A 17782-nucleotide genomic window follows, 5' to 3' on the forward strand; every position below is an offset into this window, starting at 1 on the left:
GGAGAAGGAGTCACGAAGTGACGGATGAGGGGCGGCGCCAGGCTTTGGTTGGTTCGCGCTGCCCCTTATCTGCCTGCCGGCATCTTCTCCCCGTAGCGACGGGGAGAAGGACGCTGCCCGACGTCGCTCCAGGGAGCCGATCCTCAGCCAATGACCTATGCCGTGTCCGAAATACGATCCGTCGGCAAGCCGCATCGCAAGCGGCTATCGCACGTCGCAATCGAGCCATGGCTCTATCTCAGCCCGGCGATCATCCTTCTGGTCGTGGTGCTTCTGGTGCCGCTGGTCATCGGCATCAGCTACTCCTTCCGCAAATTCTCGGCGTTCAAGTCCGAATATGTCGGGCTCGGGCAGTATCAGGCGATGCTGTCGGATCAGGTGCTGGGGCAGGCGCTGGTCAACACGCTGTGGTGGACCGTCGCCAGCCTGTTTTTCCAGTTCTTCCTCGGCCTCGGCCTGGCGCTGCTGCTCGACAAGCCGTTTCGCGGCCGCAAACTGGTGCAGGCGCTGGTGTTCCTGCCCTGGGCGGTGCCATCCTTCCTGTCGGGCCTGACCTGGGCCTGGCTGTTCAACCCGATCATCGGCCCGTTGCCGCACTGGCTGTTTGCGCTGGGACTGAAGGCCGAGCCGACCAATGTGCTGTCCGATCCTTCAACTGCCATGTGGGGGCCGATCGTCGCCAATGTCTGGTTCGGTATTCCGTTCTTCGCCATCACGCTGCTGGCGGCCTTGAAATCCATTCCATCGGAACTGCATGAGGCGGCGGCGATCGACGGCGCCTCGCCCTGGCAGCGCTTCACCAAGGTGACGCTGCCGTTCCTGGCGCCGACCATCGCCATCACCGTGATGTTGCGCACCATCTGGATCGCCACCTTCGCCGACCTGATCTTCGTCATGACCGAGGGCGGACCGGCCGGCTCGACCAACACGGTTCCGGTCTACATCTACGTCAGCGCCTTCAAGTCGCTGGACAAGGGCTATGCCTCGGCGGTGGCCGTGCTGCTGCTGGTCCTGCTCATTGCCTACGCGATTGCCCTGATCGGCATTCGTCGCACGCTGGTGAGGCACGTCTGATGATCGCAGGGCGTTCAACCTCGCAGCGCTTCTTCGGCGGCATCGGCCTCTACGCGGCGATCGCGGCATACGTGCTCTTTGCCCTGTTTCCGATCTATTGGACGCTGAAGATCTCGGTCACGCCGGAGCGGCTTCTGTATTCCGAAGGCATCACCTTCTGGCCGTCGCAAATGACGCTGCAGAATTTCGTCACCGTGCTCGAGGCCACCGATTTTCCGCGATATTTCCTCAACAGCGTCATCGTCTCGGTGTCGACGGCGGCGCTGGTGACAATCATTGCTTCGCTCGCCGGCTATGCCATGTCGCGCTTCACCTTTCGCGGCAAGGCAGCACTTGCACTGATGTTGCTTTTGACCCAGACTTTTCCGCTGGTGATGGTCATTCCGCCGATCTACCGCGTGATGGGTCAGATCGGCCTGATCAACAGCCTGGCCGGGCTGATCATCATCTACACCGCCTTCAACACGGCCTTTGCCACCTTCCTGATGCAGTCCTTCTTCGACGGCATTCCGAAGGACCTGGAAGAGGCGGCGATGATCGACGGCTGCACCCGGGCGCAAGCGATGCGCAAGGTAATCGTGCCGCTGACGCTGCCCGGCATGGGCGCGACGCTGGGCTTCGTCTTCACGGCCGCGTGGAGCGAGCTTCTGTTCGCGCTGATGCTGATTTCCAGCGATGACCAGAAGACCTTCGCGGTCGGCCTGCTTACCTTCATCGGTAAGTTCGCCGTCGACTGGGGACAGATGATGGCAGCATCCATCCTGGCACTGATCCCGGTCTGCATCTTCTTCGCCTTCCTGCAACGCTATCTCGTCACCGGCCTGACCGCCGGCGCCGTCAAAGGATAGACCGATGGCTTCTGTCACGCTCGAAAAGGTCCGCAAGGATTATGGCGCCGTCCGCGTCCTGCACGCGGTCGACCTTGAAATCGCCGATGGCGAATTCGTCGTCCTGGTCGGGCCGTCAGGCTGCGGCAAGTCCACGCTTTTGCGCATGATCGCCGGGCTGGAGGAGGCTTCCGGCGGCGAGATCCGCATCGGCGAGCGACTGGTCAATGACGTGGCACCCAAGGACCGCGACATCGCCATGGTGTTCCAGTCCTATGCGCTCTATCCGCATATGGACGTGTCGAAGAACATGGGCTTCAGCCTGCTCTTGAAGAAAGCGGAGAAGACGACGATCGACGCGAGGGTGGACGGCGCGGCCAAGCGGCTCGGGCTCGACACGCTCCTGCAACGCCTGCCGCGGCAATTGTCCGGCGGCCAGCGCCAGCGCGTCGCCATGGGCCGTGCCATCGTGCGCGATCCCAAGGTCTTCCTGTTCGACGAGCCGCTGTCGAACCTCGACGCCAAGCTGCGCGTCCATATGCGCGCCGAGATCAAGGCGCTGCACCAGCAACTTAAAACCACCTCCGTCTACGTCACCCACGATCAGATCGAGGCGATGACCATGGCGGACCGCATCGTCGTCATGCATGACGGGCTGATCCAGCAGGTCGGCGCGCCGCTCGATCTCTACGACCGGCCGGCCAACATGTTCGTCGCCGGTTTCATCGGTTCACCCGGCATGAATTTCCTGCCGGCGACGGTTCGCAAGGGCGGTGCCTCGGAGGCCGTGCTGGCCGATGGCCAGGCGCTGCTGTTGCCAGAAGGCCTGCCGCTGAAGGGCGGCGACGCCATCACAGTCGGTCTGCGGCCCGAGCATATCCGGCTGGCAGACGACGGCGCATTGAAGGGCGAGGTGGTGGTGGTGGAGCCGCTCGGGCTTTCGACGCAGTTCTACGTCAAGCTGGCCAGCCAGCAGCTTTGCGTCTTTGCCATGGGCCGAGCCGGGGTAAAGCCCGGCGACGTGGTACGGTTGGCAGCCGATCCGGCGTCGCTGCATCTGTTCGATCCCAAAAGCGGTGATCGCATCGGCTGATAGAACTCAGCTGGTGAGGGGATTTGGGACGCGATCGACACCGTTGCACAGCGATCTGTACAGCGCGCTGAACAACCTGAATGACGGGCCTATGGATTACGAACGGCCGCAGCAGGCACCGTTCCCGGGTGGGAAATACAAGGGATGACTACATCTCCATTAACTAAAGTAACGGAACGTCCAACAGACATTTGCGGAACCTAACGAGACCCCTCAGACCTTTGCGAGTAGAGAACAAGACTTTAGTCCTGCCGCCTTCTAAAAGAACGGGAGCCATTTCGCCACGCGTTGGGCCGCCATGCGAGAGGCAAATACCGCCGGCTGCATCTGCAAATATGAGCGAGTCGGCGGTGCATGATTATGGTGCGATCGCGTGAGGCTGCCGTGGCTCTATCCGCGAGGGCTTCTTTTGGGCAGCGGCGAGCTGTCCAAGGGGTTCTCAGCCGACTTGGCTGATCGCCGTTCTTTTAGCCATAGGGACTTCTTTCTTGCCGCCAGAATATCGTCCCGAACGCTATCTTCGGCGGTCACTCCCCTGTGCATCGCGGCAATCGCATAGTCGGCTCTGTTGGTTCGATAGTCGCCTTTCTGAATGGACATGGTTCTCTCCCATTTCGAGGCATCCCCCCTTTAGCCTGACGCTGAACTAACTGCCTATCCGTCGTGGGAGTCTACCAATTGGCGATTGTGTTAAAATGATACACTTCACAGACTTGGTGAAGCCGTGAGGGCGTGAAGCGTTTAGAAATGTACGAGGTGCGCGACCTCCGCACGTTACAAACGAAAACGCCGCCCATTGGGCGGCGTTTCGGCATTGCAGAGGGAAACCCAGATTACTTGATCTTGGTTTCCTTGAATTCGACGTGCTTCTTGGCGACCGGGTCGTACTTGCGGAACGACAGCTTGTCCGTCTTGGTGCGGCTGTTCTTGCTGGTCACGTAGAAGAAACCGGTGTCGGCGGTCGACAGAAGCTTGATCTTGATGTTTGCGGCTTTGGCCATGATATCAGTCCGTTTGTTCGTGGGGTTTTGGCCGCTGGAGCACGGGGAAACACCCGGACGCGGGAAACTTGGCGCGACACATAAAGAACGCGCCTGGAAAGTCAAGCCCGGTATGCCTTGTGCGACCCGCCCGAGCCTGCCGGTGACTGGAAATCAGCGGTTTCTGTCGCCGCTGCCGCGACCTTCTTCCAGTCTCCGGTCGTGTTCCACCAGCGATTCGGATTGGCGCGGTCATCCAGCCCCTTGGAACGGCTGGCCAGGATCGGCTGAATGCGGATCACCGGTTCCTGGTAGGAATGGGCCTGGAAAATCGCCTCGGCGACGCGGGCGGCCAATGCCTGGTCGTCGGGCAATTCGAAGGAAACCTCGACAGTGCCCGGGCGCCGCCGCAATTCGGTTTCGGCCCCGGCGGCCGCACCGTCGAGCGGCCTGTAGCGCTCGATGCCATTTGCCGACTGATAGGCATTGCGGTCATATTTGCCCATGGCCAGCGGCGCGATCGCGACCACCGCGTCCATGATGCGGTCGACATCGGCGGCCGGGGCCTGGAAGGTCACAAGCAGAAGCAGTGTCATTCGTAGCGATGTGGTTTCAAAGCCGCTGTCGATCATGGAAGTGTCCTCAAGTGTTTTGGGACACCCTTTTAGCCCTGTGCTCCTGACACGGTTCTGTCAGCAGCCTCTCACCGTGCCATCCCAATGCGGGCTGGCAGCAATCGCGCTACAGCAGGATCTTGCGGACCAGCCTGAAGGCGACCAGGGCAATGTAGGCGGCGAAGAACAGGCCGAGCGACCAGCCGAAGCCGGTTGGACCGAATGCATCCATGCCGATGCCGATCGCCTGCGGACCGAGAACCATGCCGACGCCGTAGCACAGCACGAAGGCGGCGTTGGCCGACGCCAGTTCATGGCCCGAAAGCTGCGAGCCGAGATGGGCAAGGCCGATCGTGTACATGGCAGCGACGACGCCGCCCCAGACGAACAGTAGTGCGGCCATCAGATGCCAGTTCTGGGCGAAGAAGGGCATGAAGGCCGTGCCGGCGAGGCCAACCATGGCGCAGGCAATCAGCAAATAGCGGCGGTCGCTGACGCGGTCGCTGATCATGCCGATGGGGATCTGCAGCAGCACGTTGCCAAGGCCTATCATGGTCAGGAGAAGGGCTGCGTCGGCCTCGGAATAGCCGATGCGGCTGCCGTAGATCGGGAACAGCGCAAAGCCGCCGGTTTCCACCGCGCCGAATACCAGCACGGCTGCGGTCGCCGACGGCACCAGCCAGATGTAGCGCAGGAAATTGCTGGTCTCGCCGTCGGAGACGATGGTCGGGCTCTCGTTGCGCGCTGCAAGCACCGGTATGGCCGCCAGCGTCACCAGACAGATGATGACGCCGAACGGTCTGAAGCCGGAACTGCCAAGATGGGCGAACAGCCACGGTCCGGCGGCAAAGCCGAGCGACAGAACCGTGGCGTAAATGCCGAGGACAAGGCCGCGCCGGTGCGGCGGCGCCGAGGTGCTGATCCAGAATTCAGACAGGATGAACAGTACCGTCAGCGCGATGTGCAGCACGATGCGCAGTGGAAACCACATCCAGAAGTCGGGTGCGAAATGAAAGCCGACAAAGGCCAGCGCGCCGGCGGCGATCATGGCAATCATGGTCCACGCGACGCCGAAGCGCATCGCAAGCGGTGTGGCCAGCGGTGCACCGGCGATCGAGGCGAGGCCGGCGACGGCCGTGTTGAGGCCGATCATCGAGGCTGAATGGCCGCGTGTTTCGAGGATGACGCTGAGCAGCGGCATGCCGAGCCCGATGGCAATACCGACGACGCTGATCGACGAGATCGCCGCCACCATCGGCAGCCAGTGTACGCGTTCGTCGCCCTGTTGTTGGGTATCGACCGTCATGGGTGCTGATTACTCTGTCTTTTTGATCTTACGCAATTCCGGACGGAAAACCGCGTCACACTTTTCCTGGAATTGCTCTAGAGAAGTTCGCGGGTGAAGCGGTTGCGGACAAGCCGGTAGAAGGGTACGGGGCCGGCCGGACGCAGCAGCGGATCATGGGCGAGGCGCCTTTGCAGCTCGTCCAGGATCATTCGGGTGATGTCGGGTATGTCGGCTTCCCGGGCCTTGGCAAGCGGCAGCCAGACCAGCTCTTCGAGTTCGTTGGTCGGACCGCCACCCGGCAGTTCGACCGCGACATCGTCGCGCCAGGCGCTAAAGAAACGGGTGTCGAAGCGGCGCACCCGGTTGGGCGGCGTGATAGCGCGTGCGATGAAACGCAGCATGTCCAGGGAGGGCTGCACGCCGTGTTCGGCAAAGCCTTGCCAGTCGGGCCGGGCGGTGGTGAAAGCGCCTTTGCGGCCGATCAGCAATCCGGCTTCTTCATAAGTCTCGCGGATGGCCGACAAGGCGATGGCGCGAGCTCGTGCGGTGCTTGTGCGGCCGGGCCCGGCGATCAGCCTGGCTTCCTGCTCCGGATGCAATGCGGCAGCGACAGGGATGCGGCTGTCGGCCGGATCGGTGCGGCCGCCGGGAAAGACGAACTTGCCTGGCATGAAGGCGTGGCCGGCATGGCGGCGACCCATCAGGACCAGCACGTCATCGCGCTTGCGGTCGAGCAGGATCAGCGTCGCGGCATCACGGGGGCGAATTGGCTGGTCGCTTTGGGCGATCATGCTCCGTCCGATCTTGTCGACTTCCGCCTTGGTCATACCGTCCATGCGCAGGAACTAACGGAAACTTCTGGCAAGCGAAAGTGGCCTTTCACGGTCGGGATGTTGCGCCAGGCCGCATTCTTGGTTGCGATTCAGGCTCCGGGATGCGGCTCGATCACATCGTTTTCGTCGCCGAAGCCATGCATATAGAAGGCCCATTGCAGTCCGATGACGGCACCCTTGACCGGCTGCAGCAGCGCGACCGACAAAAGTATGGTCAGCGGCACCCAGATGGCGATGTGCTGCCACGTGGACAGGGTGGACGTTGCCTCCACGCCCATGAAGGCGCCGAGCACGATGTGGCCGACAATGACGATGACGAGATAAGCAGGCAGGTCGTCGGCGCGGTGGTGATGCAGTTCCTCGCCGCAGACACTGCACGCATCGACGGTCTTGGTGAACGCGCCAAACAGCTTGCCATCGCCGCAGTGCGGGCAGCGACCGAGCAGGCCGCGCTTCATCGCCGTCCATAGCGGGCGGGCAGCCCGGCCCGAGTGATGTTCTCCGCCGAAAACCTGTTCTTCCGTGGCTGTTGTCATCATCGTCTCCTGCCGCGCGAACCCGGTCGCGATTGCGACGCGCGGGCGCGGCCTTTGGCCTTGTGAAACGACCGCTTGGAGCCCGGCAAAGGCTTCGGATCGGTCAACATCTCGAAGCGCATCGCGCCGGCCATCGGTGCCACCTCGACGAGCCGGACCTCGACGCGGTCCGCGAGCTGGTAGCCTTTGCCCGAGCGTTCTCCGAACAGGGAACGGGCTGTCTCGTCGTATATGTAGTAATCGCCGTTCAATGTTGACACAGGGATGAAACCATCCGCGCCGTACTGCGGCAATTGGACAAATAGTCCTGATTTGGTGACGCCAGAGATGCGGGCGTCGAAACGGTCGTCGATGCGCTCGGCGAGATAAGCGGCGACAAGACGGTCGACCGTATCCCGCTCTGCCGCCATTGCGCGGCGTTCCGTGCCTGAGATCAGTACCGCGACGTCTTCGAGACGAGCCGCTTCGTCCTGCGTCAACCCGCCCGGACCAAGGCCGAGTGCGGCAATAAGTCCGCGATGCACGATCAGATCGGCGTAACGCCGGATCGGCGAGGTGAAGTGAGCGTAGCGCCTGAGGTTGAGACCGAAATGGCCGATGTTCTTGGGCGAGTATTCGGCCTGGCTCTGCGAGCGCAGCACCACTTCGTTGACAAGGCCCTCATTGTCGGCGCCGCGCACGCGCTCCAGGATGCCGTTGAACTGGCTTGGCTGCATCTGCGCGCCGCGGGCCAGCGACAGGCCCAGCGTTTGCAGGAACTCACGCAGCGATTCCTGTTTGGCGAGCGATGGCGCGTCATGCACGCGGTAGACCAGTTCCTGCTTCTTCGCCTCCAGCGTCTCGGCTGCCGCGACATTGGCCTGGATCATGAATTCTTCAATGAGCTTGTGGGCATCGAGCCGATCCGGCACGATGACGCGATCGACGGTGCCGTCCGGCTTGAGCACGATCTTGCGCTCCGGCAGGTCGAGCTCAAGCGGCTGGCGGCCCTCGCGGCCGCGCTTGAGGATCGCATAGGCTTCCCACAGCGGCTTCAGCACCGTATCGAGGATCGGACCGGTCTTCTCGTCCGGCGCGCCGTCGATCGCCGCCTGAGCCTGGCTGTAGGCGAGCTTTGCTGCCGACTTCATCATGACGCGGTGGAAGGAGTGCCTGAGTTTGCGGCCTTGCGCCGAAAACACCATGCGCACCGCCAGCGCCGGACGGTCCTGGCCCTCGCGCAGCGAGCAGAGATCGTTGGAGATGCGCTCGGGCAGCATCGGCACCACGCGATCCGGGAAATAGACCGAATTGCCGCGTTTCAGCGCCTCGCGGTCGAGCGCCGTTCCATAGCGCACATAAGCCGCGACATCGGCGATCGCCACGGTGGCGACCACGCCGCCGGGGTTCTTCTCGTCGAGATCCGGTGTGGCGAAGACGGCGTCGTCATGATCCTTGGCGTCGGCCGGATCTATGGTGACCAGCGGCAGGTCGCGCCAGTCCTCGCGGTGAGCGAGGGTCGCCGGCTTGACGGCTTCGGATTCGGCGATGACGTCGGCCGGAAAAATATGCGGAATGTCATGTGCGTGGATGGCGATCATCGAGACCGCCTTTTCGCTGGTCAGCGAGCCCAGCACGTTGAGCACCTTGGCTCTCGGCAGCCCATAGCGGGAGGCCCGCGCAGGCTCGACCTCGACCAGGTCGCCGCTTTTGGCGCCGTTTTGGAATTCCTTGTCGACGATCAGTTCGGGCTGGCGCCGTTCGACCGGCTCGATGCGGAATGTGCCGTCCTGCAGGATGCGAAAGACACCGAGCACGGCGTCAGTGCGCTTTTCGAAGATCTTCACCACGCGTCCGGTGTATGCCGGACCTCCCAGGGCGACATTCGTCTCGTCGGCGGGAAAGGTCTTGGCCAGCACGCGATCGCCAATGCCGGGGGCCGGTCCCCCGCCACTGCGCGACAGGCGGATGGAAACGATGGGTGGCGGTCCGTTGGCTGAATGTTCGGTAGGACGCGCCAACAGCACGCCATCTGCATCACGATCAAAAATATCCAGGACCGTGACGTGGGGCAGGGCACCGACGCGGGCCAACCTTTTGCGCTCCTTGGTCAGGAAACCTTCGTCCTGCAGGTCGCGCAGCAGATCCTTCAGCCAGATGCGGTCGTCGCCGCGCAGCGCGAACGCCTTCGCGATGTCGCGTTTTCCGGCGCGATCGGGATTTTCGGCGATGTAGCGCAGGATTTCGTCACGCGAGGGCCGATAGTCGTCCTTGACCTTGGCCCTCGTGTCGGCGGTGCGCGGATCGCCGTGGGTTCTACCGGTGATCTTGCGCGCCACGCCGTCCTACCCTCTTTTCTTCGCTGCCGGCTTCTTGGCTGCGGTTTTCTTGGCCGCGGGCGCCTTGGCTGCTGCCGCTTTCCGGAACGGCTTCTTGGCGCCGCCGCCGCCCTTGGCTTCTTTCTCGGCAATCAACGCCAGCGCGTCCTCGATCGTCACCGACTGCGGATCCTTGCCCTTGGGCAAGGTGGCATTGACCTTGCCGAAATTCACGTAAGGCCCGTATTTGCCGTCGCGTACGACGATCTTGCCACCGCCGTCGGGGTGTTCGCCAAGCTCCTTGAGCGCTGCGGCAGTGCCGCCATTGCGGCCGCCCTTGCCCTTCAACTGCTTCTCGGCGATCACCGACACGGCGCGGTTCAGCCCGATCGAGAACACGTCCTCGATGCTGTCGAGATTGGCGTAGGTGCCGTCATGCAGGACGAACGGGCCGTAGCGGCCGAGCCCGGCCGAGATCATCTTGGCCGTTTCCGGATGCTGGCCGACGTCGCGCGGCAGCGACAGCAGCGCCAGCGCCTTCTCGTGGTCGATCGATTCTGCCGTCCAGCCCTTGGGCAGACTGGAGCGCTTGGCTTCCTTGCCGTCGCCGCGCTGCAGATAGGGGCCGAAGCGGCCGCTGCGCAGCGTGATTTCCTCTGACGTATAAGGATCCTTGCCAATGACTTTGGTACCGTCTTCGCCGCCGCCATTCTCGCCATTGGGGTTGGCAGCGTCGCCGAGCTGGCGGGTGAAGGAGCATTCGGGATAGTTCGAGCAACCGACGAACGCACCGAACTTGCCGAGCTTCAGCGACAGGTTGCCGGTGCCGCATTTCGGGCAGATGCGCGGATTGGAGCCATCCTCGCGCGCGGGAAACACCAGCGGCGCCAGTTCCTCGTTGAGCGCATCCAGCACGTCGGTGACGCGCAACTCCTTGATGTCGCCGACGGCGCCCGAAAAATCCTTCCAGAAATCGCGCAGCACATCCTTCCAGGCGAGCTTGCCGTCGGAAATCTCGTCGAGCTTTTCCTCGAGGGACGCGGTGAAGTCGTACTCGACATAGCGCTTGAAGAAGCTTTCGAGGAAAGCCGACAGCAGGCGGCCCTTGGCCTGCGGCACCAGCCGGCGCTTGTCGATGGTGACGTAGTCGCGGTCTTCGAGCGTCTTCAGGATCGCCGTATAGGTCGACGGGCGACCGATGCCGAGCTCTTCCAGCTTCTTGATCAGCGAAGCCTCGGAATAACGCGGCGGCGGCTCGGTGGTGTGCTGCGTGGCGTTGATTGCCTGGCGGGCAAGCTGCTCGCCGGCGCGGATCTCGGGCAGGCGACGGTTTTCCTCGTCTTCCGCGTCGTCTTCCTTCTGGTCGGTGTAGGCGGCAATGAAGCCGTCGAAGCGAACGACCGAGCCGACGGCGCGAAGCTCGGCGGTGCGCGCGCCGTTGACCGCCTCGATTTCGGCGGTGGTGCGCTCGATTTCGGCCGGCTGCATCTGGCTGGCGATCGCACGCTTCCAGATCAACTCATAGAGGCGCATCTGGTCGGAATCGAGATACTGTCTGACCGATGCCGGAGTGCGCATGAAATCCGTCGGGCGGATCGCTTCGTGCGCTTCCTGGGCGTTCTTGGCCTTGGTCGTGTAAAGGCGTGGCTTTTCCGGCAGGTATTTCGGGCCGAATTCCTTGGCGATGGCATCGCGTGCGGCGTCGATCGCCTCGGGTGCCATCTGCACGCCGTCGGTTCGCATATAGGTGATCAGGCCGGTGGTCTCGCCGCCGATCTCCATGCCTTCATAGAGCCGCTGCGCCACCTGCATGGTGCGGCTGGCCGAGAAGCCAAGGCCCGATGAGGCGGCCTGCTGCAGTGTCGAGGTGGTAAAGGGCGGGCCGGGATTGCGCTTGGTCGGCTTGGCTTCGACCGACACGGCCTTGAAGGTCGCGCCTTCGAGCATCGTCTTGATGTCATCGGCCTGCGCCTTGTTGGAAATGTCGAGCTTTTGCAGCCTCTTGCGATCGAAGGCGGTCAGCCGCGCTTCGAAGTTCTCGTTGCGCGGCGTGCCCAGCAGAGCCGCGATCTGCCAGTATTCCTCGCGGATGAAGCGCTCGATCTCGGATTCACGGTCGCAGACCAGGCGCAGTGCAACCGACTGGACGCGTCCGGCCGAGCGGGCGCCCGGCAGTTTGCGCCACAGCACCGGCGACAGCGTGAAGCCGACGAGATAATCCAGCGCCCGGCGGGCGAGATAGGCATCGACCAGCGGCGCATCGATCTGGCGCGGATTGGCCATCGCTTCCAGCACCGACGACTTGGTGATGGCGTTGAAGACGACGCGGCTGACCGGCTTGTCCTTCAGCGCGCGCTTCTGCTTCAGCACCTCCAGCACATGCCAGGAGATGGCTTCACCCTCGCGATCCGGGTCAGTTGCGAGGATCAGGCCGTCGGCATCCTTGACCGCCTTGGCGATGTCGGCAAGCCGCTTGCCCGAAGCGGTGTCGACCGCCCAGGACATGGCGAAATCCTCGTCCGGACGCACTGAGCCGTCCTTGGCTGGCAAATCGCGGACATGGCCGAACGAGGCCAGAACCTTGTAGTTCTTGCCGAGGTATTTGTTGATTGTCTTTGCCTTGGCCGGCGATTCGACGACGACGACGTCCATGAGGTCTCATATCAGCTGTGGTGCGGCAGAAGAATTCCGCTGCGCGCGACGAAATCTCGTTCATGTGTCGCTCACATGGCGGCGCTTTTGCATCCGGTCAAGGGGAAGCGCCCCAAATTGCGGGGCTCTCTGCAGCAATACACTCTTAGAGTGTATGGAGGAAATCACAGAATTTTGGAAAAGGGAGATGGTGACCCCTAGCCATCGGAAAAGGCGCGATGTCATTGAAAACGACCGATCTGCTTTCCACGCGAGTCGCTGAACCGAAACCGGTGGTTTGCTGCAAGGTGGTCGACGCCCGCCGCATGAAGATTGCCCGGCGACCAGCCCTTGTACCGCCATCAGGCGGCTGGGTACCGAGTACGCTAGTCGGCCTTGACGATATGCCAGACCTCGCCGACGCCGTCGCCGCTCACATCGCCGGGCTTCTTGTCCTTGATAAAGGTATAGACCGGCTTGCCGTCATAGGCCCACATCTTGGTGCCGTCGGTGCGGCCGACAACGCTCCATTCGTCTTCCGGCTTGGCGCCGGCTGCGGCCTTCAGCGGCGGCCAGTTGGTGGCGCATTTGTCGTAGCAGTTGCTCTTGCCCTTCTCGTCCTTGTCATAGGTATAAAGCGTCATGCCGTTGGCGTCGGTGTATATCTTGGTGCCATTGACCTCGGCTTCCTTCCACGCGTCGGCAGCGAAGGATGCAGCGGTGCTGAGCAACAGCGCTGCCAGCCCAACGGTTATGGTTTTCATGGAGATCTCCTTGACTGATATCTGGAGACGCGCGGGAAATCGCGGCCTCACCGCATCAACGCCTGCGCGTCCCCGTTTCTTCCCGGCAAGTGCGCTCGGCAAGGATGATCTTGCCAACACTATGGTGATTGGTGGACAAGGCTGCGCGTCGCTATATCAGCCACGGCACTGGAGTTCTTGGAAATGGCATTGGACATCGGCTATGTTAGCGCGGTCGGGGCGGGAGCGATCTCGTTCCTGTCGCCTTGCGTGCTGCCGCTGGTGCCGCCCTATCTCTGCTATATGGCAGGCGTCTCGGTCGATGATTTCCGCGGCAATGCGGGCGCGACGGCGCGCGAAGGCGCACGTGGCGCGCTGCTCTATTCCTCGATCGCCTTCGTGCTCGGTTTTTCCACCGTGTTCGTTGCGCTCGGAGCCGGTGCGTCGACCATCGGCCGGCTGCTGCGGGTCTGGCAGGAGCAACTGGCGATGGGCGCCGGTGTGCTGATCATCCTGATGGGCCTGAACTTCCTCGGCATCCTGCGCATCCCGCTTTTGTCGCGCGAGGCGCGCTTCCAATCGCAAGGCAAGCCGGCGAGTGTGATCGCCGCCTATGTGATGGGGCTGGCTTTCGCGTTCGGCTGGACGCCATGCATCGGCCCGGTATTGGGGCCGATCCTGACACTGGCCGGCGGCCGCGAGACGGTGGGCGAGGGCGCGCTGCTGCTTGCCGCCTATTCGCTCGGCCTGGGCGTCCCATTCCTGATCGCGGCGCTGTTTTCCGGTGCGTTCATGCGCTTCCTCGGTAAATTCCGCGTCCATCTCGGCCGCGTCGAAAAGGCGATCGGCGCGCTGCTAGTCGTCGCCGGCGTCTTCTTCCTCACCGGCGGCGTGCAGACCGTGTCGTATTGGCTGCTGGAGAATTTCCCGGTGCTGGGAAGGTTGGGGTAGGCACCCGACATAAGATTTGCACTCTGGATCCACTGATGCACTCTGGACCCACTGATTAAGAGTCAGCTGCTCCACCATCTCACCGGAATTTAACCGCATTGGTGCAGCATGGCGCCACTGTTAGCATGTCCTGATTCCCAACCCCTTCATATGGTTGCCTTCCATGAGCCAGAGATCCTGCCTGTCCGTCATCCTCGCCGCCGGCGAAGGCACGCGCATGAAGAGCGCGCTGCCGAAGGTGCTGCACCAGATTGCCGGGCTGCCGATGGTCGCTCATGTGGTGAAGGCGGCGGAAGCCGCCGGTGCCGGCGACCAGGCGCTGGTGATCGGCCATGGCGCGGAAGAAATGCGCAAGGCGGCGGCAAAATTCGCTCCGAAAGCCGAGACCTTTGTCCAGGAAAAGCGCCTCGGCACCGCACATGCCGTTCTGGCCGCACGCGATGCGATATCAAAGGGTTATGACGATGTCCTCGTGATGTTCGGCGACACGCCGCTGATCGATCCGGGCGCGCTGATCGCGGCGCGGCGTAAGCTGGCGGGAGGCGTTGCCGTCGTCGTCATCGGCTTTCGTACCCCCAATCCAACTGGCTATGGCCGGCTGATCGAAAAGAGTGGCAAACTGGTCGCCATCCGCGAGGAGAAGGATTGCAGCGAGGAAGAGCGGAAGATCACTTTCTGCAATGGAGGGTTGATGGCGGTAGTCGGCGTCCAAGCGCTGAAGCTGCTCGACGCGGTCGGCAACAAGAATGCCAAGGGCGAGTATTACCTCACCGACATCGTCGAGATTGCCAGCGCGCGAGGCCTCGATGTCGTTGCGACCGAAGCCAGTTTTGAAAATGCACTCGGCATCAACAACCGCGCCGAATTGGCGCAGGCCGAAGGCATCTGGCAGGCCCGCCGTCGGCGCGAGGCGATGTTTTCGGGCGTGACGCTGATCGCGCCGGAGACCGTGTATTTCTCGCACGATACCGAGATCGGGGCCGATACGATCGTCGAGCCCAATGTCTGGTTCGGTCCAGCGGTGAAGATCGCCACAGGCGCCAGGATCCATGCCTTCAGCCACATCGAAGGCGCCACCATCGCTTCGAATTGCGATGTCGGGCCGTACGCGCGGCTGCGGCCGGGCGCCGATCTCAGGCAAAGGGCCAAGGTGGGCAATTTCTGTGAGGTCAAGCAGGCTGTTATCGAGGAGGGCGCCAAGGTCAACCATTTGACCTATATCGGCGATGCGCGGGTTGGCGCCGGAGCCAATGTCGGCGCCGGCACCATCACCTGCAACTATGACGGCTATTCGAAGTTTTTCACCGACATCGGCGAGGGCGCCTTTGTCGGCTCGAATTCCTCACTGGTGGCCCCTGTCACCATCGGCAAGGGCGGTTATATCGCCTCGGGCAGCGTCATCACCGAAAGCGTGCCCGACGATGCGCTGGCCTTCGGCCGCGCCCGCCAGAAGACGATCCCTGGCAAGGGCAAGGAGCTGCGCGAGCGCTTTGCTTCGGCCGCGGCGGCGAAGAAAAAGTAAACCCGGCCCGGAAAAAACCGAACAATTGCAGTAACCGGATTGCAAGAGCGATCTGTCATGGTGCATGCGTGCAGAAGCGTTCCGTTACACGGGACGAAATGCAATGTGACTTTCGCGGCAGGCCGGCCATCCCTAAATAGCGCTGGTTTTCCATGGGGAATCGGGGGCTGTCTGTATGTGCGGTATTGTTGGGATCGTCGGCCACTCGCAGGTTGCGCCGCTCATCGTCGATGCGCTGAAGCGGCTCGAATATCGCGGCTATGACTCGGCCGGCGTCGCCACCATCGAGCACGGCCAGCTTGGCCGCCGCCGCGCCGAAGGCAAGCTGGTCAACCTCGAGCGCTTGCTGAAAAACGAGCCGCTCGACGGCACGATCGGCATCGGCCACACGCGCTGGGCGACGCATGGCGTGCCCAACGAAACCAATGCGCATCCGCATTTTTCCGACGGCGTCGCCATCGTCCACAACGGCATCATCGAGAATTTCGCCGAGCTGCGCGACGAACTGATCCGCGACGGCTATTCTTTCTCGTCGCAGACGGACACCGAGGTCGTGGCGCATCTGGTGGCGCGCGAACTTGCCAAGGGGCTAAAGTCAGTTGATGCCGCGCACCAGGCGCTGAAGCGGCTGGAAGGCGCTTTCGCGCTGGCGATCATGTTCAAGGGCGATGAAGACTTGATCGTCGGCGCCCGCAACGGTCCGCCGCTGGCTGTCGGCCATGGCGATGGCGAGATGTTTTTAGGGTCCGACGCCATCGCGCTCGCCCCGTTCACCAATTCGATCACCTATCTCGAAGATGGCGACTGGGCGGTGGTGCGCCGCGACGGCGTCACCATCTTCGACATCGACGGCACAAAGGTCGACCGCAAGCGCCAGCAGTCGCTCTCGACCAGTTTCATGGTCGACAAAGGCAATAGGCGCCACTTCATGGAGAAGGAAATCCATGAACAGCCCGAGGTGATCTCGCACACGCTGGCGAATTATCTCGACTTTGTCGGCGGTGTTTCCAAGCCGCTGGACCTGCCTTTCGATTTTGCCAAAATCGACCGGCTGGCGATTTCAGCCTGCGGTACGGCGTATCTAGCCGGCCTGATCGGCAAATACTGGTTCGAGCGCTATGCGCGGCTGCCGGTCGACATCGATGTCGCCTCCGAATTCCGCTACCGCGAAATGCCGCTGTCGAAGAGCGACGCGGCGTTCTTCATCTCGCAGTCGGGCGAGACCGCCGACACGCTGGCCTCGCTGCGCTACTGCCGCAAGGCGGGGATGAAGATCGGTGCCGTCGTCAACGTGCGAGAATCGACCATGGCGCGCGAATCCGACGTCGTGCTGCCGACGCTCGCCGGGCCGGAGATCGGCGTCGCCTCGACCAAGGCGTTCACCTGCCAGCTTTCGGTGCTGGCATCGCTCGCCGTGCGCGCCGGCGTGGCGCGTGGCACGATTTCGAAGGAGCAGGAAAAGATCTTTGTGCGCGAGCTTTCGGAGGCGCCGCGCTTTGCCAACCAGGTGCTGAAGCTCGACCATCAGATCGAAAAGATCGCGCGCGAGCTCGCGCACTACAAGAACGTGCTCTATCTCGGCCGCGACACCAACTTCCCGCTGGCCATGGAAGGCGCGCTAAAGCTCAAGGAAATCTCCTACATCCATGCCGAGGGCTATGCCGCGGGCGAACTGAAGCATGGCCCGATCGCGCTGATTGACGAGAACATGCCGGTCATCGTCATCGCGCCGCATGACCGCATCTTCGAAAAGACCGTGTCGAACATGCAGGAAGTGGCGGCGCGCGGCGGCAAGATCATCCTGATCACCGACAGCAAGGGTGCGGCACTGACGAGCGTGAAGACGATGGAGACGATCGTGCTGCCGGACGTGCCGGAAATCATCTCGCCGATCATCTATGCGCTGCCGATCCAGATGCTCGCCTATTTCACCGCCGTGTTCATGGGCACGGACGTCGACCAGCCGCGCAATCTGGCGAAATCGGTGACAGTGGAGTAAGTTTTGCCCCCAAATCGGGAGGTTGAGCCGAATGGCATCGAAATTCGCACGTCCAGTTCATCCTGGAGAATTCCTGCGCGAAGAATATCTCGCCCCGCTCGGCATGAGTGCCGGCGCGCTGGCAAAAAAGCTTAATCTTCCGCGCACCCGTATCGAGCGCATTGCCAAGGAGGAGATCGGCTTGACCCCCGATACGGCCCTCCGCCTCGCCAGACTTTTCAACACCACACCCGAATTCTGGATGAATTTTCAACAGGCCTATGAGCTTGAAACCGAAGCCAAGAAACTGGCGCCGGAACTCGAGAAAATCGAACCGCTAGACGCGGCGGCATAATCGGCGCTTTAAAAACTTCGCAGTTCCAATGCGCCCTCTGGTTCATTATGTTGCGGTGCA

Annotated in this window: 16 protein-coding genes; 7 read left to right on the top strand and 9 right to left on the bottom strand. The window is 62.3% G+C overall.

The features are described 5' to 3' along the window. Positions 1-150 precede the first annotated feature (150 nt). The 3 genes from NKJ90_RS03375 to NKJ90_RS03385 are packed head-to-tail and all read left to right on the top strand — an operon-like array spanning position 151 to position 2994. A complete protein-coding gene (locus NKJ90_RS03375; RefSeq protein WP_023757508.1) occupies positions 151-1074 on the top strand; it encodes a carbohydrate ABC transporter permease in 924 nt (307 codons plus the stop codon). Further along, positions 1074-1922 (top strand): carbohydrate ABC transporter permease, encoded by an 849-nt coding sequence (locus tag NKJ90_RS03380; RefSeq protein WP_023757507.1) that lies wholly within the window; start codon positions 1074-1076, stop codon positions 1920-1922. Before NKJ90_RS03375 ends, NKJ90_RS03380 begins: the two co-directional genes overlap by 1 nt. Before the next feature lie 4 nt (positions 1923-1926). Further along, positions 1927-2994, top strand: a complete 1068-nt coding sequence (locus tag NKJ90_RS03385; RefSeq protein ID WP_023757506.1) for an ABC transporter ATP-binding protein — start codon at positions 1927-1929, stop codon at positions 2992-2994. A 390-nt stretch (positions 2995-3384) separates the two neighbouring features. On the opposite strand, the gene NKJ90_RS03390 is transcribed toward NKJ90_RS03385, so the two are convergent. The 9 genes from NKJ90_RS03390 to NKJ90_RS03430 all read right to left on the bottom strand — a co-directional run bounded on the left by NKJ90_RS03390 (position 3385) and on the right by NKJ90_RS03430 (position 12937). Then, positions 3385-3594: a hypothetical protein gene (locus NKJ90_RS03390; protein WP_084025140.1), complete on the bottom strand. Its 210-nt coding sequence runs from the start codon at positions 3592-3594 to the stop codon at positions 3385-3387. 233 nt (positions 3595-3827) lie between these two features. After that, positions 3828-3995 carry a 50S ribosomal protein L33 gene (rpmG, locus tag NKJ90_RS03395; protein ID WP_006201775.1) on the bottom strand — a complete coding sequence of 56 codons (168 nt, stop codon included), beginning with the start codon at positions 3993-3995 and terminating at the stop codon, positions 3828-3830. A 101-nt stretch (positions 3996-4096) separates the two neighbouring features. Further along, on the bottom strand, positions 4097-4606 hold the full coding sequence (locus tag NKJ90_RS03400; RefSeq protein WP_023757505.1) for a YqfO family protein: 510 nt from the start codon (positions 4604-4606) through the stop codon (positions 4097-4099). A 109-nt stretch (positions 4607-4715) separates the two neighbouring features. Further along, positions 4716-5894, bottom strand: a complete 1179-nt coding sequence (locus NKJ90_RS03405; RefSeq protein ID WP_023757504.1) for an MFS transporter — start codon at positions 5892-5894, stop codon at positions 4716-4718. 77 nt (positions 5895-5971) lie between these two features. Beyond that, entirely contained in the window at positions 5972-6712 is a 741-nt protein-coding gene (locus tag NKJ90_RS03410; protein ID WP_023757503.1) for an NUDIX hydrolase, read from the bottom strand. Positions 6713-6798: 86 nt separating this feature from the next. Next, complete coding sequence (locus NKJ90_RS03415) at positions 6799-7245, bottom strand: DUF983 domain-containing protein (RefSeq protein WP_023757502.1); 447 nt, start codon at positions 7243-7245, stop codon at positions 6799-6801. Continuing rightward, on the bottom strand, positions 7245-9563 hold the full coding sequence (rnr, locus tag NKJ90_RS03420) for a ribonuclease R (protein WP_023757501.1): 2319 nt from the start codon (positions 9561-9563) through the stop codon (positions 7245-7247). Before rnr ends, NKJ90_RS03415 begins: the two co-directional genes overlap by 1 nt. Before the next feature lie 6 nt (positions 9564-9569). Then, a complete protein-coding gene (gene topA / locus NKJ90_RS03425) occupies positions 9570-12194 on the bottom strand; it encodes a type I DNA topoisomerase (RefSeq protein WP_023757500.1) in 2625 nt (874 codons plus the stop codon). Positions 12195-12559: 365 nt separating this feature from the next. Continuing rightward, the gene (locus NKJ90_RS03430; RefSeq protein ID WP_023757499.1) at positions 12560-12937 is read right to left on the bottom strand and encodes a COG4315 family predicted lipoprotein; all 378 of its coding nucleotides are present in this window, start codon (positions 12935-12937) and stop codon (positions 12560-12562) included. Between the two features lie 183 nt (positions 12938-13120). On the opposite strand from NKJ90_RS03430, the gene NKJ90_RS03435 reads away from it, so the two are divergent. The 4 genes from NKJ90_RS03435 (at position 13121) to NKJ90_RS03450 (ending at position 17722) form a co-directional block, all read left to right on the top strand. After that, on the top strand, positions 13121-13867 hold the full coding sequence (locus NKJ90_RS03435) for a cytochrome c biogenesis CcdA family protein (RefSeq protein WP_023757498.1): 747 nt from the start codon (positions 13121-13123) through the stop codon (positions 13865-13867). 163 nt (positions 13868-14030) lie between these two features. Further along, positions 14031-15389 (top strand): bifunctional UDP-N-acetylglucosamine diphosphorylase/glucosamine-1-phosphate N-acetyltransferase GlmU, encoded by a 1359-nt coding sequence (gene glmU, locus NKJ90_RS03440; RefSeq protein ID WP_023757497.1) that lies wholly within the window; start codon positions 14031-14033, stop codon positions 15387-15389. Between the two features lie 175 nt (positions 15390-15564). Beyond that, positions 15565-17388 carry a glutamine--fructose-6-phosphate transaminase (isomerizing) gene (gene glmS, locus NKJ90_RS03445; protein WP_023757496.1) on the top strand — a complete coding sequence of 608 codons (1824 nt, stop codon included), beginning with the start codon at positions 15565-15567 and terminating at the stop codon, positions 17386-17388. Between the two features lie 31 nt (positions 17389-17419). Further along, entirely contained in the window at positions 17420-17722 is a 303-nt protein-coding gene (locus NKJ90_RS03450; protein WP_023757495.1) for a HigA family addiction module antitoxin, read from the top strand. The last annotated feature ends 60 nt before the right edge of the window (positions 17723-17782 follow it).

The sequence above is a fragment of the Mesorhizobium sp. M0051 genome (genome assembly GCF_040323235.1).
In the GTDB taxonomy this organism is placed as follows: Bacteria; Pseudomonadota; Alphaproteobacteria; order Rhizobiales; family Rhizobiaceae; genus Mesorhizobium.